The following is a 19794-nucleotide window of genomic DNA, read 5'->3' as shown; positions in this document are numbered from 1 at the left end:
GAGCGGGACCGGCTTCAATCAGCTGTCCCGCGGGAGGCACCGGCCAACAGGCCGGTGTCTTTTTTTATGATTGTTCGCCGGCTGTTCAATCCCCGGCATTGCGGGACGAATGCCACGCCCAGGCGGATTTGATGATATCCGACAGGGAATAGCGCGGCTCCCAGCCCAGAACCTCTTTCGCCCTGTCGTTATTGGCGACCAGCGTCGTGGAATCGCCGTCGCGCCGCCCGGTATATTCAACGGGGAAGGGGCGGCCGGAGACTTCCGAAATCGCCGCCAGCAATTCCTTTACCGTGGTGCCGGTGCCGGTGCCGAGGTTGAGTTCGACGGTTTCTCCCCCATCCAGCAGATAGTCCACCGCCCGCACATGCGCATCGGCGAGATCGAGAATGTGGATATAGTCGCGCACGCAGGTGCCGTCACGCGTGTCGTAATCCGTGCCGAATACCTTGAAACCCTGACGCCGGCCGAGCGCGGCTTCGATGGCAAGCGGGATCGCGTGGGTTTCCGGCTTGTGCCATTCGCCGATGCGGCCTTCGAAATCAGCACCGGCGGCATTGAAGTAGCGCAGCATCACGGAGCGCAGCCCCTTATAGGTGCTGTAATCCTTCAGCGCCTGCTCCACCACCCATTTTGTGCGGCCATAGGGGTTGATCGGCGCCTGCCGGTGCGTCTCGTCGATCGGCACCTGTTCCGGCAAGCCGTAAGTTGCGCAGGTGGAGGAGAAAACGAAGGCCGTGACGCCGGCATCGATGGCGGCGGAGAGCAGGTTGAGCGAGCCGATGACGTTGTTGTCGTAGAAAGCCACGGGCTGCTTGACCGATTCACCGACTTCGATCAGCGCGGCGAAATGCAGAACGGCTTCCGGCCGGTGTTTGGCGAAGACCTCGTCCAGCCGCGCCCGGTCGCGAATATCGCCCTGTTCGAAGGGCCCCCAGCGGACGAATTCCTCATGCCCGTTGGACAGATTGTCGAAAACGACCGGTTCATATCCTCGTTCAGACAGGAGAAGGCAGGTGTGCGAACCGATATAGCCGGCACCGCCGACGACAAGGACTTTCTTCTTCATCAATTGCCTTTCAGAAAATTACGGACGCGCCGAGACTGCCCGAGACTGTATGTGACTTTGTTCAAATAAGGGCGGCGTGGCGGGTAACGCCATCAACCAGTCTATCCTTCGCGGGTAACATAAAAAAAACCGCGCATCCATCGTCTGGACGCGCGGTTTGCCTTGTCGTGTCGCCAAGAAATTACTTGGACTTTTTCGTATTGACCCTGGTGGCCAGGAAACCGGCCGCGACAGCCACGGCGAGCGTCGCATAGGGACGCGCCTGGATCGCTAGCGTCAGCAGCGATTGCAGGGCGAGCGGCGCTGCGGCAACCGGCGCCGCCGTCAAAGGCGCGACAGCGGGCCGTGCGGCATAGACCCTCGGACGTTTGACGATCGCCAGCGCCACCAGCATGATGACGCCGAGCAGGAAGGCGGTCCCGGCGACGACGAGCGCCGCAGGGCCTGCACCCACATGCCGGGCAAGATAGATGGACCCAGCCACCACAGCGGCGATGAAGGCGATCAGGAAAAATATCCCGGTCAGAACCGACAGGATTATGGTCGCGCGCAATCGCCGTGTAACGACGCGCCCCTCGCGCTGGGTCTCCCCCAGATAGACCAGCAATGCCTCAAGCATGAGCGCGGCCTTATCGACGCGTCAGAAGGGCGAGCACGAAACCGACGCCGACGGCGATGCCGAGGGACTGGAGCGGGTTCTTCTGGACGTGGTCGGTGAGGTTATCGTTGAGCGTGGAGATTTCATTGCGGACGCTGTCGGCCATTTCTCCGGATGCGGTAAGGGCGTCATCGGCCACACGGGCAGCCTGCGCCTTCAGCTCATGCGAAGCGCCGACGCCGAGCGCCTTCACGCTCTTGGCAAGACTAGCCAGATCTTCGCGAAGCTGGGCGAGCTGCGCTGCCACATCGGCCGCGTCGCCGTTTTCGAGGGATTGCTGGATCTTGTCGCTGACGTTGCTACGCACGCTTGCCATAGGGAGGTCCTTCCTGAACATCATTGATGAGGACGACGACACGTCACCGCCGTCCGTGAAGCTTCGTTTAGGCGGCCGAAACACCCGCCTGTCCGTCAGTCAAACGCGCCGATGCCGGCTTGGTTCCGCAACGGGACGGGTTTTCTTGATGGCACTTCGGCTCGGGGCGATTTTCGAGGAATTCGGTGCCGGACATTTGTTTTCCTGTCACAAGCATCCTATAAGGCCCATCATCGAGACGTACCTTGACTTCAATCAATATGTGAAACGACATGCTCCAGACGCCCTATTACCTCATCGACAAGACAAAACTTCTCCGCAACATGGAGAAGATTGCCTATGTGCGGGAAAAATCCGGCGCCAAGGCGCTCCTGGCGCTGAAGTGCTTCGCCACATGGTCGGTGTTCGATTTCATGTCGCAATATATGGACGGCACCACCTCGTCCTCGCTCTATGAAGTGCGTCTCGGCCGTGAGAAATTCGGCGGCGAGACCCATGCCTATTCCGTTGCCTATGCCGATTATGAAATCGACGAGGTGATTGCCAATGCGGACAAGATCATCTTCAATTCCATCGGTCAGCTCGAGCGTTTCGCCGACAAGGCCTCCGGCATCACGCGCGGTCTGCGCCTCAACCCGCAGGTCAGCTCTTCGAGCTTCGATCTTGCCGATCCTGCGCGCCCCTTCAGCCGCCTTGGCGAGTGGGATGTCGCCAAGGTCGACAAGGTCATGGACCGTATTTCCGGCTTCATGATCCACAATAATTGCGAAAACAGCGATTTTTCCCTGTTCGACCGCATGTTGACGCAGATCGAGGAGAAATTCGGATCGCTGCTGTCGCGTGCGGAATGGGTGAGCCTCGGCGGCGGCATTCACTTTACCGGCGACAATTATCCGCTCGACCAGTTCTGCGATCGCCTCCGGGCGTTCTCGGAAAAATACGGCGTGCAGGTCTATCTGGAGCCGGGCGAAGCCTCGATCACCAGAAGCACGACGCTTGAGGTGACGGTTCTCGACACTTTGTTCAACGGCAAGAACCTCGCCATCGTCGACAGCTCCATCGAAGCGCATATGCTCGATCTGCTGATCTACCGCGAAACCGCCAAGGTTTCGCCGAACGAAGGCGAGCATCCCTACATGGTCTGCGGCAAATCCTGCCTTGCGGGCGATATTTTCGGCGACTTCCGCTTCGACAAGGAGCTGAAGGTCGGTGACCGCATCTCCTTCCAGGACGCGGCCGGCTACACCATGGTCAAGAAGAACTGGTTCAACGGCGTGAAGATGCCGACCATCGCCATCAAGGAACTGGACGGCACCGTTCGCGCCGTTCGTGAATTCGACTTTGCCGATTTCGAGCAAAGCCTGTCTTAAACCCTGTTTTTAACATGAAACGAAGCTCATCCCTGCGGGGAAAAGGAGGCATCACCTGAAATGAAGAAGAACGTTCTGATCATCGGCGCCGGTGGCGTAGCACAGGTCGTGGCGCATAAATGCGCCCAGAACAGCGATGTATTGGGAGACATTCATATTGCGTCACGGACTTTGGGAAAGTGCCGCAAGATTGTCGAGTCCGTACGCGAAAAGAAGAGCCTCAAGACAGATGTGAAACTTGAGGCCCATGCGCTTGACGCGATGGATATCGAGGCGACGAAAGCCTTGATCAGGAAAACCGGCGTGGAAATCGTCATCAACGTCGGTTCGGCTTTCGTCAACATGTCCGTTCTTCGTGCCTGCATGGACACGGGTGTTGCCTATATGGATACGGCGATCCACGAGGATCCGACCAAGATTTGCGAGACGCCGCCGTGGTACGGAAACTACGAGTGGAAGCGCGCGGAAGAGTGCAAGGAAAAGGGCATTACCGCCATTCTCGGCGTCGGCTTCGATCCGGGCGTGGTGAACGCCTATGCGCGTCTCGCCAAGGATGATTATTTCGACAAGGTCACTTCGGTCGATATCGTCGATATCAATGCCGGCAGCCACGGCCGCTGGTTCTCGACCAACTTCGATCCGGAAATCAACTTCCGCGAATTCACGGGCGTCGTCTACTCCTGGCAGAATGGCGAGTGGCAGACGAACCAGATGTTCGAAGTCGGCCAGGAATTCGACCTGCCTGTCGTCGGCAAGCAGAAGGCCTATATGACCGGCCACGACGAGGTGCATTCGCTGTCCAAGAACATGGACGGCGCCGATGTGCGCTTCTGGATGGGCTTCGGCGATCACTATATCAACGTCTTCACCGTGCTGAAGAACCTCGGCCTCCTGTCCGAAAAGCCGGTCAAGACGGCTGAAGGCCTTGAAGTCGTGCCGCTGAAGGTCGTCAAGGCCGTGCTGCCCGATCCGTCTTCGCTGGCGCCCGATTATGTCGGCAAGACCTGCATCGGGGATATCGTCAAGGGCATCAAGGACGGCAAGGAGCGCGAAGTCTTCATCTACAACGTGGCCGACCACAAGGAAGCCTATGAAGAAGTCGGCTCGCAGGGCATTTCCTACACCGCCGGCGTTCCGCCGGTCGCCGCTGCCATGCTCATCGCGACTGGCGAATGGGACGTGAAGCAGATGGCGAATGTTGAAGAACTTCCGCCGAAGCCGTTCCTGAACATCCTGAACAAGATCGGCCTTCCGAACCGCATCAAGGACGAAAACGGCGACCGCGCGCTCACATTCTGAGTGATGGTGTTCTGATCGATAGAGACAATGGAGCCCCGCCAAAGCGGGGCTTTTTTAATGGCGGCCTCAGCTTTTGGTGAGTTGCCCTATGAACAGATGCAGCGTTTTATGCATCGCCTCCGAAGGAGGCTCGGCGACGTGCCATTCCGGAAAATGTCCGTCTATCGCCATGCGGGCAAGGCCATAGACCAGAGCGCGGGCGCCCAGCACCAGCTGATCCAGATCGAGGCCGTGGGGGAGCTGGCCGTTTTCACGCGCCTGCATTAGCAGATTTATCATCGAGCGCCTTATGGCGTCGTTCTGCTCCCGTAAAATATCGGACGAATTGAAGTCGATCAGCGTTCGCGAGCTTATGACCTCGAAATGCGTCGGGTTGGCCAGCGCCCAGCGCAGATAACCGTGGCCGATGGCTTCGAAGGCGGCAAGCGGGTCGTCGCCCTCAGCCTGCGCTCTCGCGATTTCGACGGATTCGGTCAGCCGGTTCATCGCCTGCTCCGCGACAGCAGTCATCAGGGCCGTTTTTGAACGGAAATGCCTGAAAGGCGCTCCCGGCGAGACGCCGGCACGTTTGGCGGCCTCACGGACGGAAACATTTTCAGCACCCCGTTCCTCGATGATTGCGATTGTTGCCGCGACAAGTTCATCGACAAGGTTGCCGTGGTGGTAGGGCCTGTCGCGTCCCGTCTTCTTGTCCTGAGCTTTTTCCATAGGCCATCGGGTAGCACCAAACTGGGATGTAATCACTGATTATTTTATTGCGTCGAAATGAAGCTTTATGTAATCATCGATTACATTGAGATATGGAGATTTCAATGTTGCACCCGGTTCTAAAAATCACTCTCGCATTTGCATTTTTCCCGATCGTCGCCGCTCATGCGCAGGACAGCCCAAAGCTGGAAATCGTGTGGCCGAAGGCTGGTGACGTCATCGAATTGGGCAATGATCCCGAACGGGCTATTGGCGTCGTCGTCAAGAGCAGCTTCAAGCTGCTTCCCGCCGGGCAGTGTGGAGGAGACGGCCAATGCGGCCATGTGCATATGAAAATCGACCCTTCGGGCGACACATGCAACATTCCCGGCCGCGCCTATAACAGCATGAACAGCGACTTCGGCGGTGATCTCATCAAGGCACGGTTCGGACATTGCCCAAACCCGGACGGCAGGCACGTTATCGGCATTCTGCTGGCAGATGACCACCATCGGCCTGTTCTGGTCGACGGCAAGCCGGTCACGGCGCTTGTCGAAGTGACGACCAAAGACTGACCGCAGGAGCGGTAGCAGCGGACATGTCGCAGAATGGTGCAATAAAAAAGGTCCCGCGCAAACGGGACCTTTATCTCGATAAGCCTGAAAGCCGGGGCGTCCTCAGCCCTTCGTCGGCTTCGGCCCGCGCTTCTCGAAAGGCTTGTCCTTCTTGCCCTCGTATTTCGGTTTGTCGCCAAAGGGCTTTTTCTTCTTCCAGGGCTTGTCGTCGCCCTTGCGGTCGTCGCGGGGGCCGCTTGCATTGTCCGATTTGCTGAATTTCCGCTGTGCCTTGGCCGGGCGCGTGTCTTCGCGGAAGCCGCCGGTCATTTCCGGCTTGCCTTCCAGCGCCTTCAGACGAATGCCCTTTTCGAGCGTCATGTCCTTGCCGATGGCGGAGGTGAAACGGTCGACGGCATCGGCCGCCAGTTCCACGAAGGTCTCCGTCTGCTGCATGCGGATCGCGCCGATATCCTGGCGGGTGATCTTGCCGAAACGGCAGAGCATGGGGATCAGCCAGCGCGGTTCGGCGCTCTGCTTGCGGCCGACCGAAAGCGAAAACCAGGCGCTGTCGGCGAAATCGGAGCGTTCGCGGCGCGGCGCGTTGTTCTCGACCGTTTCGAAACTGTCGCGGCGCGGCTTGCGGTTGTTGTCGAGCGAGACTTCGGCGATGTCCTCCGGCGCGGAACGTCCGGCGTGGTACAGGCGAACGAAAGCGGCGGCGACCTTTTCCGCGCCGTGCTGTTCGAGCAGCTTGTTGACGAAATCGCGTTCGTCCTCGGCCACGGCCTCGGTCAGCGACGGGTCGGCCAGAAGCCGGGCGCCATCGCGCTCGACGATCTCTTCGGCGGAAGGCGGACGTACCCATGCCGGGCTGACCTTGGCCCCTTCCAGAAGGCGCTCCGCCTTGCGGCGCTGGTTGATCGGCACCACGATGGCGCTGACGCCCTTCTGACCGGCGCGGCCGGTACGGCCGGAGCGGTGCAGAAGCGTTTCGGAATTGGTCGGCAGGTCGGCGTGGATGACGAGTTCGAGACCCGGCAGGTCGATACCGCGGGCGGCAACGTCGGTCGCCACGCAGACGCGGGCGCGGCCGTCGCGCATGGCCTGCAGCGCATGGGTGCGCTCGTTCTGGGTCAGTTCGCCGGAAAGGGCCACGACGGCAAAGCCGCGATTGTTGAGCCGCGCCGTCAGATGGTTCACAGCCGCACGGGTGGAGCAGAAGACGATGGCGTTGCGGGCTTCATAAAAGCGCAGCGCATTGATGATGGCGTTCTCGCGGTCGGCCGGCGTCACCAGCATGGCGCGGTATTCGATATCGACATGCTGCTTCTGTTCGGAAGCGGTGGCGATGCGCACGGCGTTCTTCTGGTAGCTTTCCGCAAGCTTGGCGATGCTGCGCGGAACGGTGGCCGAGAACATCAGCGTGCGGCGGGTTTCCGGCGATTCTTCCAGAATGAATTCCAGATCTTCACGGAAGCCGAGGTCGAGCATCTCGTCCGCCTCATCCAGCACCACGGCGCGGATGGACGACAGATCGAGCGCGCCGCGCTTGATGTGGTCGCAAAGACGCCCCGGCGTGCCGACGACGATGTGAGCGCCGCGCTCCAGCGCCCGGCGCTCGTTGCGCACATCCATGCCGCCGACGCAGGAGGCAATAGAGACACCGGCGAATTCATAGAGCCACTCCAGCTCGCGCTTGACCTGCATGGCCAGTTCGCGGGTCGGCGCGATGGCGAGCGCCAAGGGTGCGGAAGCCTGACCGAAGCGGCCATTTTCCGGCAGCAGCGTTGGCGCAAGCGCAATGCCGAAGGCGACCGTCTTGCCGGAACCGGTCTGCGCGGAAACCAGCGCATCCTTGTCGGCGAGTTCCGGCGCAAGCATCGCCTGCTGCACGGGGGTCAAATCTTTATAGCCGCGTTTTTCCAACGCCTGCGCGATCGCCGGGGCGATACCCTGGGTGTCTGTCATCTACCGTCTTTCGGATATGAAGCCGCCCGCATCCGCCCGAAACCAATAGATCCTAAAGTCTCCGGGGCAGCCGATACAGGCCATTTCGGCCATCTGGCCGGTTGCATTGCCGCGCTCATACTGCGAATGGGCCCATTTGTACAGTGCACTGCGGTACGCTCTTTTGCGGGTGCTTTATCCCGTCGACGTTTTCATCCCGCCATTGTTCCGGAGCGATGCCGCGAAAAAGGCGTACCGCATGGTTCATAAACGGCATTGCGTGCCCCCCGCCTTTTCGCTAAGAGACCCGCAACTTGAGGCTCTTTGTCAGGAAGAGCCGACTGGGTTTGTTCTTGTCCGTCCGCTCTTTGAAGGAGCCGGCGGGAAAATGGGATGGTACTGGTCAAGGCTATGGCTCGCATTGTCATGAAATTCGGCGGCACGTCCGTCGCGAACCTCGAACGCATTCACAATGTCGCACGGCATGTGAAACGCGAAGTGGATGCCGGCCATGAAGTGGCCGTGGTCGTTTCCGCCATGTCCGGCAAAACCAACGAGCTGGTGGACTGGGTGCAGAACGCCGCGAAGGTGGCCGGCGCCAACGCCGCCTCCTTTTTCGATGCGCGTGAATATGACGCGGTCGTCGCATCCGGTGAGCAGGTGACGTCAGGTCTGCTGGCGATCACGCTGCAATCCATGGGCATCAATGCGCGCTCCTGGCAGGGCTGGCAGATCCCGATCCGCACCGACAATGCGCATGGCGCCGCCCGCATTCTCGAAATCGACGGTTCGGATATCATCCATCGCATGGGTGAAGGCCAGGTGGCCGTTGTCGCCGGTTTCCAGGGCATCGGTCCTGACAACCGCATCGCGACGCTTGGCCGCGGCGGTTCGGATACGTCCGCAGTTGCGATTGCCGCTGCTGTCAAGGCGGATCGTTGCGACATCTATACCGATGTCGACGGCGTTTATACGACCGATCCGCGCATCGAGCCCAAGGCTCGCCGCATGAAGAAGATCGCCTTCGAGGAAATGCTCGAAATGGCGTCTCTCGGCGCGAAGGTTCTGCAGGTTCGCTCGGTCGAACTTGCCATGGTACACAAGGTGCGAACCTTCGTTCGCTCCAGTTTCGAGGATCCCGATGCGCCGGGCATGGGCGACCTCATCAACCCGCCCGGTACTTTGATTTGTGACGAGGATGAAATCGTGGAACAGGAAGTCGTAACCGGCATCGCCTATGCCAAGGATGAAGCACAGATCTCGCTGCGCCGCGTGGCCGACCGTCCGGGCGTTTCCGCCGCGATCTTCGGACCGCTCGCCGAAGCGCATATCAACGTCGACATGATCGTGCAGAACATCTCCGAAGACGGTTCGCGCACCGACATGACCTTCACCGTTCCTTCGGGCGACGTTGCCAAGGCGATCAAGCTTCTGGAAGACAACAAGGCCCAGATCGGCTTCGACGTCGCGCAGAACGAGACCGGTCTCGCCAAGGTTTCGGTCATCGGTATCGGCATGCGCAGCCACGCCGGCGTTGCCGCCAGCGCGTTCAAGGCGCTTGCCGAGAAGAACATCAACATCAAGGCGATCACCACCTCCGAGATCAAGATTTCGATCCTGATCGACGGCGCCTATGCCGAACTTGCGGTTCGCACTTTGCATTCCGCCTACGGTCTCGATAAGAGCTAAGCCGAGACATCGGTTCCCGATGCTCCGATTCTTCGGAGTTGCGTTCTTCCGATGTGGCGTTTCATGAAAGCGTGTCCCTTGCGGGACGCGCTTCTCGCGCTATAAATTTTTAAATGACCTTTTGATTCTCGAATATTATGACATTCGGATCGGAAGTGTCGGGGAGCAAACGCGATGAGAGACCTTTCCGCAGGTCCGCGCGTCCTGCTCAAGCGGCTGCGCGAAATGATGGCGGAGCACCTTGAACCGCAGGACCGTCTGGACCAGATCGTCCGTCAGATTGCCAGCAACATGGTGGCGGAGGTTTGCTCGGTCTATGTGCTGCGCTCCGACAGCGTGCTCGAGCTTTACGCTACCGAAGGTCTGAACAAGGATGCCGTGCATCTTGCCCAGCTGAAAATGGGGCAAGGTCTTGTCGGCACCATCGCCGCTTCCGCCCAACCTCTCAATCTTTCCGATGCGCAGGCGCATCCCGCTTTCCGCTATCTTCCTGAAACCGGTGAGGAAATTTATCATTCCTTCCTCGGCGTGCCGATTTTGCGTTCCGGTCGCACTCTTGGCGTTCTTGTGGTCCAGAACAAGGCCAGCCGAACATACCGGGAGGATGAAGTGGAAGCGCTTGAGACAACCGCGATGCTCATTGCCGAAATAGTGGCGAGCGGCGAGTTGAAGAAGATCACCCGCCCCGGGGTGGAGCTGGATCTGACGCGCGCCGTTTCCATCGATGGCGACGGCTATGGCGAAGGCATCGGTCTTGGCCACGTCGTGCTGCACGATCCGCGCATCGTCGTCACCAATCTGCTCAATGAAGATGCCGATACGGAAATCCGGCGTCTTGCCGATGCCATCGGTTCGCTGCGTTTGTCCATCGACGATATGTTGCAGCGCCGCGATGTGCCGACCGAGGGAGAGCATCGCGAGGTTCTGGAAACCTATCGCATGTTCGCCCACGACCAGGGCTGGGTGCGGCGCATGGAAGAGGCGATCCGCAACGGCCTGACGGCGGAAGCGGCGGTCGAGAAGGTGCAGAGCGACACCAAGGCGCGCATGATGCGCCTGACCGATCCTTATCTGCGCGAGCGCATGCATGATTTCGACGATCTCGCCAACCGGCTGCTGCGTCAGTTGATCGGTTTTGGCGGTCGTGGGCCGGAGCAGGATTTCCCGCTCGACGCCATCGTTCTGGCGCGCGCCATGGGTGCTGCCGAACTGCTCGATTACCCGCGTGAAAAACTGCGTGGTCTGGTGCTCGAAGACGGCGCGGTGACGAGCCATGTCGTCATCGTCGCGCGCGCCATGGGCATTCCGATCATCGGCCAGGCGACCGGTATCGTCGCTCTGGCGGAAAACAACGATCCCATCATTATCGATGGCGATGACGGCCAGGTGCATCTGCGCCCGATGTCGGATTTGCAGCGTGCCTATGAAGAAAAGGTGCGCCTGCGCGCCCGTCGGCAGGAGCAGTTCCGCGCGCTGCGCAATGTCGAGCCGATCACCAGGGATGGCCAGAAGGTCAATCTGAAGATGAATGCGGGTCTTCTGGTGGACCTGCCGCAGCTCGACGAATCCGGCGCCGACGGCATTGGCCTGTTCCGCACCGAGCTGCAATTCATGATCGCCTCCAACATGCCGAAGGGCGAGGAGCAGGAGGCGTTCTACCGGTCCGTTCTGCGGCAGGCGAAGGGCAAGAGCGTCACCTTCCGCACGCTCGATATCGGCGGCGACAAGGTCGTTTCTTATATGCGCGGTCAGGAAGAGGAAAACCCGGCACTGGGCTGGCGGGCGATCCGCCTGTCGCTCGACCGGCCGGGCCTGATGCGCACGCAGATGCGCGCGCTGCTGCGCGCCGCCTCGGGTGCCGAACTGCGCATGATGCTGCCGATGGTGACAGAAGTCTCGGAAATCCGCGCCGCGCGCGATCTTCTGCAAAAGGAAGTGCAGCATCTTTCGAAATTCAGCCATGCGCTGCCGAAAAAGCTGCAATTCGGCGCCATGCTGGAAGTGCCATCGCTGATGTGGCAGCTCGATGAGCTGATGCAGGAGGTGGATTTCGTCTCCGTCGGTTCGAACGACCTGTTCCAGTTCTCGATGGCGGTCGATCGCGGCAATGCGCGTGTTTCGGATCGTTTCGACAATCTCGGCAAGCCGTTCCTGCGTATTCTGCGCGATATCGTCCGCGCCGGCGAAAGGCACCATACATCGGTCACGCTGTGCGGCGAAATGGCGGGCAAGCCGCTTTCGGCCATGGCTTTGATCGGCCTCGGCTTCCGTTCTGTTTCCATGTCGCCGACGGCCATCGGTCCGGTCAAGGCCATGCTGCTCGGGCTCGATGCCGCGCGCCTGGCCGAAGAGCTGAACGCGGCGCTGGACGACCATAATTCGCTGGAAAGCGCGCGCGAGGTGTTGTTACGCTTTGCCGCGACGCATTCCATTCCCATTTAGAGCATTTCCAGGAAAAGTGGACCCCGGTTTTCCGTCCGGAAATGCGTTAAAGCAAAAAGTTAGAGCGTTTTCGCGTTTCGAAGAAAAGCGAAAACGCTCTAAAAGACCTGTTTCATTATTGGAGTGACTGGTGGCGAAGCTTCCCGTCGAAAAAATGCGCGAGTTGGAAAGGCGCTTCGGTGAGATCGAAGCGCGTATGTCGGCCGGGCCTGCCGCGGATGTCTATGTGAAGCTGGCTTCGGAATATTCCGAACTCGAGCCGGTGGTGAAGAAAATCCGCGACTACGAGAAAGCGGTTTCCGAGGCCGCCGATCTCGAGGCGCTGCTGGCCGACAAGTCGACCGACAAGGACATGCGCGACCTGGCGGAAATGGAGCTGCCGGATGTCGAGGTCCGCATCGGCGAACTTGAAAAGGACATGCAGGTTCTGCTGCTGCCGAAGGATGCGGCGGACGAAAAAAGCGCGATTCTCGAAATTCGCGCCGGTACCGGCGGGTCCGAGGCAGCCCTTTTCGCCGGCGATCTGTTCCGCATGTATGAGCGCTTCGCCTCGACCAAGGGCTGGAAGGTGGAAGTACTTTCCGCAAGCGAGGGCGAAGCGGGCGGTTACAAGGAAATTATCGCCACGATCAGCGGGCGAGGGGTGTTCTCCAAGCTGAAATTCGAATCCGGCGTGCACCGGGTACAGCGTGTGCCGGAAACGGAAGCGAGCGGCCGCATCCACACGTCTGCTGCCACCGTTGCGGTGCTGCCGGAAGCGGAAGATATCGATATCGAAATCCGCCCGGAAGACATTCGCATCGACACGATGCGTGCTTCGGGTGCGGGCGGCCAGCACGTCAACACCACCGACTCCGCCGTTCGCATCACCCATCTGCCGACGGGCCTGATCGTTACCAGCTCGGAGAAATCGCAGCATCAGAACCGCGCCAAGGCCATGCAGGTTCTGCGCTCGCGGCTTTACGATATCGAACGCCAGAAGGTGGAGAGCGAACGTTCAGCCGACCGCAAGAGCCAGGTCGGTTCCGGCGACCGTTCCGAGCGCATCCGTACCTATAACTTCCCGCAGGGCCGCGTTACCGATCACCGCATCAACCTCACGCTCTACAAGCTGGACCGGATGATCGAAGGCGAGATCGATGAACTTGTGGATGCGCTGATCGCCGACTATCAGGCCGGACAGCTTGCACAGCTCGGCGAACAGCTTTGAGCACGGCGGCCGAAGCGAGTGTTGCAAGCGCGCTTGCCGCAGCCCGCAAAAGGCTGCAGGCGGCGGGGATCGCCGATCCGTTTCTCGATGCGCGGCTTTTGATTGCGGAGGTCGTCGGTTTTTCATTGACCGATTTCGTGATGAAGCCTGATCGTGCCGTTACGCCGGAAGAAAGCGCCCGTATCGCGGCCATGATCGAAAGACGGGCGAATGGCGAACCCGTTCACCGTATTCTCGGCCACCGGGAATTTCATAGCCTCGACCTTCTTTTGTCGAAGGAGACGCTCGAACCCCGGCCGGATACGGAGGTTCTTGTCGATACCCTGTTGCCGGCGCTGAAAAAAACCGTTTCCGCCAAGGGCAGCGCCCGCATTCTGGATATGGGCACCGGGACCGGCGCGATCTGTCTGGCGCTGTTGAAGGAATGCCCCGAAGCAACCGGTATCGGCAGCGACATTTCCGACGATGCGCTGGAAACGGCGGCCCGGAATGCGGCCCGAAACGATCTCGGCGCGCGCTTCGAGGCTATCCGCAGCGACTGGTTTGAAAAAATCTCTGGCCGCTTTGACATAATTGTGTCGAATCCGCCTTATATAAAGACTGATATCGTCGCAACGCTTGACCAGGAGGTTCGTATCCACGACCCGATGGCGGCGCTGGATGGAGGTCAGGACGGCCTTGCACCGTACCGCCTCATCGCTGCCGATGCAGGCCGCTTTCTTGTGGAAAACGGGATTGTCGGTGTGGAGATCGGTTTCGATCAAAGGCTTGATGTTTCCGCTATATTTGCTTCCCACGGCTTCTCTCTTCTGGACGCCGTGAAGGATTATGGCGGTAACGACAGAGTTTTGACCTTCCGGAGATAGTTGTTCGCGATATGTCTGCGGATTTTTGCAAGGATATTTTGCACAGCAAAAGAAAAGGCTTGGATTTCCGCGGGAAGCGGGATAGTTTGCGGCCACATGCCGGGTGGCTGAGGACGAACGCAGATTCGTCAGGGTATGGGTCAGTCCCGAAGCGGGTTCTTTAAAGAGCCCTGAAAGGCTGGGCGTTTCCGGCATGTGAATCAGTAAACTTTGTTCGCAGGCGGCTCGGTGCAGCATTTGCGCAGCCGGTCGTCATACGCGAGGTCTTGCCCTGGGGTTATCTTCGGCAAGGCGCGTGATGGAGCAATTTCAGGAAAAATTTCCAGCGGTTTTCCGCCCGGAATTGCATGAAAACAACCAGATTGTCAGCAAAACAGAATTCAGGTGAGCAATTGATGAGGCCAGGACAGCAAAACAAGCGCGGCCGGGGGCGTGGAAACAACAACAATAACAATGGTGGCGGTAACAATAACAACTTCAACCGCAAGGGCGGCAACCCGCTCACCAGGACTTATGACAGTTCCGGCCCCGATGTTAAAATCCGTGGCACAGCCCAGCACATAGCGGAAAAATACGCGGCTCTGGCGCGCGACGCGCAGAGTTCCGGCGACCGCGTGATCGCTGAGAACTATCTGCAGCACGCTGAACACTATAACCGCATCATCGCTTCGGCTCAGGCCCAGATGCAGGAACGCTTCCAGCGCGACGACCGCGGCGAGTACAATGCTGCCGATGGCGACGATATGGATGTGAACGACGGCGATGAAGGCGTCGTTGCACCGCAGCAGCAGGCCGAGCAGGCCGAGCGCGCGCAGCAGCCGGAACGTCAGGAGCGTACTGAGCGGAACGAACAGCGCCAGGAGCGTCGTGAGCGTTCGGACCGCCGCGAGAGGCAGGAGCGCCAGCCGCGCCAGCCGCAGGTAGCCGCCGAACAGCAGCCGCCGGTTTATGACGCCAGCCAGGCGCCGCAGCCCGTCATCGAAGGCACGCCCATGGAAGTCGCCGTCGAGGAAGAGCAGCAGCAGGCGGAAGCTCCGGCGGGCGAACGCGCACCGAAGACGCGCCGTGCAACCGGACCGCGCCAGCGCCGCCCGCGCCGCACCGCCGCTGCGGAAGGCGCCGAAGGCGAAGATGCGCCGGCCGGTGAAGACGCTGCACCTGCCACGCTCGAGAATGCTGCCGAATAAGCAGCTTCCGCAAATCACTCTGTGATCGAAAAACTCCGGCTTGCCGGAGTTTTTTGTTTTTGGCGCTTGGTTATGAACATTCCGCCAGCAATCCACGTGATTTCAGATGTCGAATTGATGCCTGTCAAATCATGTGAAAATTTCCCGGACGGTGGATTTTCTCCCCTTTAAACCGATGAAAATGCCTCCCATATTCGTGCAGGAAGGACGGAAGCCGCATTCGCCGGCAACCGATCTTCTAGAGGCGGCGATCGTGAAATCCTTTTAAAACGCGACTGTCGTAGCGGGGCTTGCCTTTGAGGGAGCCTCAACCCTAACACCCGGAGCCGTGCCGAAAGCGGGCGGGCCGGTTTATGGAGGTTCGACTATGAATATTGAAAAATACTCCGAGCGCGTTCGCGGTTTTCTGCAATCGGCGCAGACCTTTGCGCTGGCGGAGAACCATCAGCAGTTTTCGCCCGAACACGTTCTGAAGGTTCTGCTCGATGACGAACAGGGCATGGCGGCATCGCTGATCGAGCGCGCCGGCGGCAACGCCAAGGAAGCGCGTCTTGCCAATGATGCGGCGCTTGCGAAATTGCCCAAGGTTTCCGGCGGCAATGGCGGGCTTTCGCTCACCGCGCCGCTCGCAAAAGTGTTCTCGACTGCGGAAGATCTCGCCAAGAAGGCCGGCGACAGTTTTGTCACTGTCGAGCGTCTGCTGCAGGCGCTTGCGATTGAAAGCTCCGCCACCACTTCGGCTTCCCTGAAGAAGGCCGGCGCAACGGCGCAGGCGCTCAATCAGGTCATCAACGATATCCGCAAGGGCCGCACGGCTGACAGCGCCAATGCCGAACAGGGCTTCGATGCGCTGAAGAAGTTCGCTCGCGACCTGACGGAAGAGGCCCGCGAAGGCAAGCTCGATCCGGTGATCGGCCGCGACGACGAAATCCGCCGCACCATCCAGGTGCTCTCGCGCCGCACCAAGAACAATCCCGTGCTGATCGGTGAACCAGGCGTCGGTAAAACGGCGATTGCCGAGGGCCTTGCGCTGCGCATCGTGAATGGCGACGTGCCGGAAAGCCTGAAGGACAAGAAGCTGATGGCGCTCGATATGGGCGCGCTGATCGCCGGTGCGAAATATCGCGGTGAGTTCGAAGAGCGTCTGAAGGCTGTGCTCAATGAAGTGCAGGCCGAAAATGGCGGCATCATCCTGTTCATCGATGAGATGCACACGCTGGTCGGTGCCGGCAAGGCCGATGGCGCGATGGATGCGTCCAACCTCTTGAAGCCCGCGCTTGCCCGTGGCGAGCTGCACTGCGTCGGCGCCACCACGCTCGATGAGTACCGCAAGCATGTGGAAAAGGACCCGGCCCTTGCCCGCCGTTTCCAGCCGGTGCTCGTCGATGAGCCGACCGTTGAGGACACGATCTCGATCCTGCGCGGGCTGAAGGAAAAATACGAACAGCACCACAAGGTCCGTATCTCGGATTCGGCCCTGGTTGCGGCTGCGACGCTTTCCAACCGTTATATCACCGACCGCTTCCTCCCCGACAAGGCAATCGACCTGATGGATGAGGCCGCTTCGCGTCTTCGCATGCAGGTGGATTCCAAGCCGGAAGAACTGGACGAACTGGATCGCCGCATCATTCAGCTCAAGATCGAGCGCGAAGCCCTGAAGCAGGAGACCGACCAGTCGTCCGCCGACCGGCTGAAGAAGCTCGAGGACGAACTGGCCGATACGGAAGAAAAGGCGGATGCGCTGACGGCCCGCTGGCAGGCGGAAAAGCAGAAGCTCGGCCATGCCGCCGACCTCAAGAAGCGGCTGGACGAAGCCCGCAACGAATTGGCGATTGCCCAACGCAATGGCCAGTTCCAGCGCGCCGGCGAGCTGACCTATGGCATCATTCCCGGTCTCGAAAAGGAACTGGCTGCGGCGGAAGCCCGCGATAGCAGCGGTGCCGGCTCGATGGTTCAGGAAGTGGTGACGGCGGACAATATCGCCCATGTCGTTTCCCGCTGGACCGGTATTCCTGTCGACAAGATGCTGGAAGGCCAGCGCGAAAAGCTGCTGCGCATGGAAGACGAGCTCGCCAAGTCCGTTGTCGGGCAGGGCGAGGCCGTTCAGGCGGTTTCCAAGGCGGTTCGCCGTTCGCGCGCCGGCCTTCAGGATCCCAACCGCCCGATCGGTTCGTTCATCTTCCTTGGCCCGACGGGTGTGGGCAAGACCGAGCTGACCAAGTCGCTGGCCCGCTTCCTGTTCGACGACGAAACCGCGATGGTTCGCCTCGACATGTCGGAATATATGGAGAAACACTCCGTTGCCCGGCTCATCGGTGCGCCTCCCGGCTATGTCGGTTACGAAGAGGGCGGCGCGCTCACGGAAGCGGTTCGCCGCCGGCCCTATCAGGTCGTACTGTTTGACGAGATCGAGAAAGCGCATCCGGATGTGTTCAACGTCCTCTTGCAGGTGCTGGATGACGGCCGCCTCACGGATGGCCAGGGCCGCACCGTCGATTTCAAGAACACCATCATCATCATGACTTCGAACCTCGGTTCGGAATTCATGACGCAGATGGGCGACAATGACGATGTGGATTCGGTTCGCGATCTGGTGATGGAGCGGGTCCGGTCGCATTTCCGGCCGGAATTCCTCAACCGTATCGACGATATCATCCTCTTCCACCGCCTGCGGCGCGACGAAATGGGTGCAATTGTCGAAATCCAGCTGAAGCGTCTCATCTCGCTGCTCGGCGATCGCAAGATTTCGCTCGAACTGGATGAGGATGCCCGCAACTGGCTTGCCAATAAGGGTTACGATCCGGCTTACGGCGCGCGTCCGCTGAAGCGGGTTATCCAGAAGGCGGTTCAGGACAGGCTTGCCGAAATGATCCTCGGCGGCGAAGTCCCGGATGGATCGCGGGTCAAGGTGACCTCGGGCACGGACCGGTTGCTGTTCAAGGTCAAGCCCGCCAAGAGTGAGGCCGAAGCTGAAACGGCCGATGCGGCATAAAATGAAAGGGCTCCGGAAACGGAGCCCTTTTCATATGACCGGGCCCTTTTCACATGACCGGGATTGTCGTTCGGGTCTGCCCGCAGATCAGCGGCTCGCCACCTGATTGGGCTTTTCGTCAATATTCAGCAGATTGTCGATGCGCTTTCTCTCGTCGGAGAAACGCGCCAGCGCCTCGCCGGAAAGTGACTTGCCGCCCGGCAGGCGCACCTTCATCGCATCCACCTTGGTGCCGTTGACGATCAGCTCGTAATGCAGATGCGCGCCGGTCGAAAGACCGGTCGATCCTACGTAACCGATGACCTGGCCCTGCCGGACCTTTGCGCCTTCGGTGACGCCCTTGGCGATGGCGCTCTGGTGGTTATAGGAAGAGACATAGCCATTGGCGTGGCGGATCAGCGTCTGGTTGCCGTAACCGGAGGCCCATCCGGCCTTCTCGACAGTGCCGTTGCCCGTCGCGATGATCGGCGTGCCGCGGGCGGCGGCCCAGTCGGTGCCGGTATGCATGCGGCTGAATTTCAAAACCGGATGGCGGCGCATGCCGAAACCGGATGTCATCCGGCCGTTCGGAACCGGGTTGCGCAACAGGAACTGCCGGATGCTTTTGCCGTTTTCATCGAAATAATCGATGCTGTTGTCGTCCGGGTTCTGGAACCGGTAAAAACGTGTCTCGTTGTCGCCGAATTTGGCGTTGACGTAGAGCAGTTCCGACTTGTCCGTTGCCTTGCCATCCGCGTCTTCCACGGAGAAGAAGGCTTCCAGCGTATCCGCCGGCTTGAGCTGCGCCTGAAAATCGACGCTGCTGGCCAGAAGCTTGATGAGCTGCGAAACCATGCCCTGGTTCATGCCGTAGGCAAGGGCCGCACGGTAGACCCCGTCATAAACGCTCGGCAGATCGCGTCCGGCGGCAGGCGCCGGCGTGCTGTCGAAAGCGGTCGCCACGGCATCGAGCTTCGGCGGTTCGCTGGCCTTGATGAAGCGCTTGCTGTCATCGATGGCCATGGTGACCATGTGGCGGCCCTTGCGGTAAAGGCTGACGCGAACGATATCGCTTTTCTCGTCTTCCTGAATAATGCCGACGCGCAGCACATCGCCGCTTTCGACATTGTTCGACTGGATTTGCGGCGACAACAACCCGGCAATTTCCGAGGACTGCACCTTGGAATAGCCGGCGCCGAAAAGGGCGGCTTCGATGGTCTCGGTCTGGCGGGCAGGGATCACGTCGTCGGCATATTCCTTGACAGGCACCGAGGCGGACTGCGGGGTCGAGACCGACATGTTCTGTTCGACGACACGGGCGGCAAGGCCCGCGGTAATGTCGACATCGCCGTCGTCATTATCGAAACGGCGTGGGTCGATGTAATAGAGCGCGGCCAGCTGCTCGTTGCCATCCGTCAGGATCGAACCGTTCGAGCGCACCGCCTCCTCGACCTCGTCGAAGCTCAAGGAGCCGGCGAAGGCATATTTGGAGTGCTGGACGGGAAAGGCGACAGTCTTCAGGCTGA

The 19794-nt window shown here is 59.9% G+C and carries 15 protein-coding genes (1 of these 15 only partly in view); 9 read left to right on the top strand and 6 right to left on the bottom strand.

Annotated elements, in window-relative coordinates; translation table 11 throughout:
* Window positions 1–85: 85 nt before the first annotated feature.
* The 3 genes from galE to ACIK7D_RS19520 form a co-directional block, all read right to left on the bottom strand.
* On the bottom strand, window positions 86–1069 hold the full coding sequence (gene galE / locus ACIK7D_RS19530) for a UDP-glucose 4-epimerase GalE (RefSeq protein WP_135398518.1): 984 nt from the start codon (window positions 1067–1069) through the stop codon (window positions 86–88).
* Window positions 1070–1250: 181 nt separating this feature from the next.
* Window positions 1251–1688, bottom strand: a complete 438-nt coding sequence (locus tag ACIK7D_RS19525) for a hypothetical protein (RefSeq protein WP_400157134.1) — start codon at window positions 1686–1688, stop codon at window positions 1251–1253.
* A gap of 10 nt (window positions 1689–1698) precedes the next feature.
* Window positions 1699–2043: a YqjD family protein gene (locus ACIK7D_RS19520; protein WP_120947720.1), complete on the bottom strand. Its 345-nt coding sequence runs from the start codon at window positions 2041–2043 to the stop codon at window positions 1699–1701.
* Between the two features lie 272 nt (window positions 2044–2315).
* Between ACIK7D_RS19520 and nspC the strand changes: the two genes are divergently transcribed.
* Together nspC and ACIK7D_RS19510 are read left to right on the top strand one after the other, a co-directional pair.
* Window positions 2316–3413, top strand: a complete 1098-nt coding sequence (gene nspC, locus ACIK7D_RS19515; RefSeq protein WP_080820065.1) for a carboxynorspermidine decarboxylase — start codon at window positions 2316–2318, stop codon at window positions 3411–3413.
* 60 nt (window positions 3414–3473) lie between these two features.
* Window positions 3474–4712, top strand: a complete 1239-nt coding sequence (locus ACIK7D_RS19510) for a saccharopine dehydrogenase family protein (protein ID WP_400157133.1) — start codon at window positions 3474–3476, stop codon at window positions 4710–4712.
* A gap of 66 nt (window positions 4713–4778) precedes the next feature.
* Here ACIK7D_RS19510 and ACIK7D_RS19505 read toward each other — a convergent pair whose 3' ends face one another.
* Window positions 4779–5420, bottom strand: coding sequence for a TetR/AcrR family transcriptional regulator (locus ACIK7D_RS19505; protein WP_400157132.1), 642 nt, complete (start codon window positions 5418–5420; stop codon window positions 4779–4781).
* Window positions 5421–5524: 104 nt separating this feature from the next.
* Here ACIK7D_RS19505 and ACIK7D_RS19500 point away from each other — a divergent pair, with 104 nt between their 5' ends.
* Complete coding sequence (locus ACIK7D_RS19500; RefSeq protein ID WP_400157131.1) at window positions 5525–5974, top strand: hypothetical protein; 450 nt, start codon at window positions 5525–5527, stop codon at window positions 5972–5974.
* Window positions 5975–6076: 102 nt separating this feature from the next.
* On the opposite strand, the gene ACIK7D_RS19495 is transcribed toward ACIK7D_RS19500, so the two are convergent.
* Window positions 6077–7924, bottom strand: a complete 1848-nt coding sequence (locus ACIK7D_RS19495; protein ID WP_137453327.1) for a DEAD/DEAH box helicase — start codon at window positions 7922–7924, stop codon at window positions 6077–6079.
* Between the two features lie 390 nt (window positions 7925–8314).
* Here ACIK7D_RS19495 and ACIK7D_RS19490 point away from each other — a divergent pair, with 390 nt between their 5' ends.
* From ACIK7D_RS19490 to clpB, 6 genes are all read left to right on the top strand, one after another.
* Complete coding sequence (locus ACIK7D_RS19490) at window positions 8315–9592, top strand: aspartate kinase (RefSeq protein ID WP_003522538.1); 1278 nt, start codon at window positions 8315–8317, stop codon at window positions 9590–9592.
* Window positions 9593–9766: 174 nt separating this feature from the next.
* Window positions 9767–12034, top strand: coding sequence for a phosphoenolpyruvate--protein phosphotransferase (gene ptsP, locus ACIK7D_RS19485; RefSeq protein WP_080820072.1), 2268 nt, complete (start codon window positions 9767–9769; stop codon window positions 12032–12034).
* Between the two features lie 130 nt (window positions 12035–12164).
* Window positions 12165–13244 carry a peptide chain release factor 1 gene (gene prfA, locus ACIK7D_RS19480; RefSeq protein ID WP_065657303.1) on the top strand — a complete coding sequence of 360 codons (1080 nt, stop codon included), beginning with the start codon at window positions 12165–12167 and terminating at the stop codon, window positions 13242–13244.
* Window positions 13241–14110 (top strand): peptide chain release factor N(5)-glutamine methyltransferase, encoded by an 870-nt coding sequence (prmC, locus tag ACIK7D_RS19475; protein WP_400157130.1) that lies wholly within the window; start codon window positions 13241–13243, stop codon window positions 14108–14110. The genes prfA and prmC overlap by 4 nt, the downstream gene beginning before the upstream one ends.
* Window positions 14111–14505: 395 nt before the next feature.
* On the top strand, window positions 14506–15297 hold the full coding sequence (locus ACIK7D_RS19470; RefSeq protein ID WP_400157129.1) for a DUF4167 domain-containing protein: 792 nt from the start codon (window positions 14506–14508) through the stop codon (window positions 15295–15297).
* Window positions 15298–15664: 367 nt separating this feature from the next.
* The gene (gene clpB, locus ACIK7D_RS19465; protein ID WP_400157128.1) at window positions 15665–18289 is read left to right on the top strand and encodes an ATP-dependent chaperone ClpB; all 2625 of its coding nucleotides are present in this window, start codon (window positions 15665–15667) and stop codon (window positions 18287–18289) included.
* A gap of 87 nt (window positions 18290–18376) precedes the next feature.
* On the opposite strand, the gene ACIK7D_RS19460 is transcribed toward clpB, so the two are convergent.
* Window positions 18377–19794: the 3' portion of a M23 family metallopeptidase gene (locus ACIK7D_RS19460; RefSeq protein WP_137005340.1), read on the bottom strand. 529 nt of this gene lie beyond the right edge of the window; the window shows 1418 of its 1947 coding nt (coding positions 530–1947); its start codon lies beyond the right edge, outside the window — the gene reads right to left on this strand; its stop codon occupies window positions 18377–18379.

Origin of the sequence: Agrobacterium sp. P15N1-A (genome assembly GCF_044626815.1) — a bacterium.
Lineage (GTDB): Bacteria > Pseudomonadota > Alphaproteobacteria > Rhizobiales > Rhizobiaceae > Agrobacterium > Agrobacterium leguminum.
The sequence above is the reverse complement of the archived record's forward strand: the minus strand, read 5'-3'. Positions and strand labels throughout refer to the sequence as shown.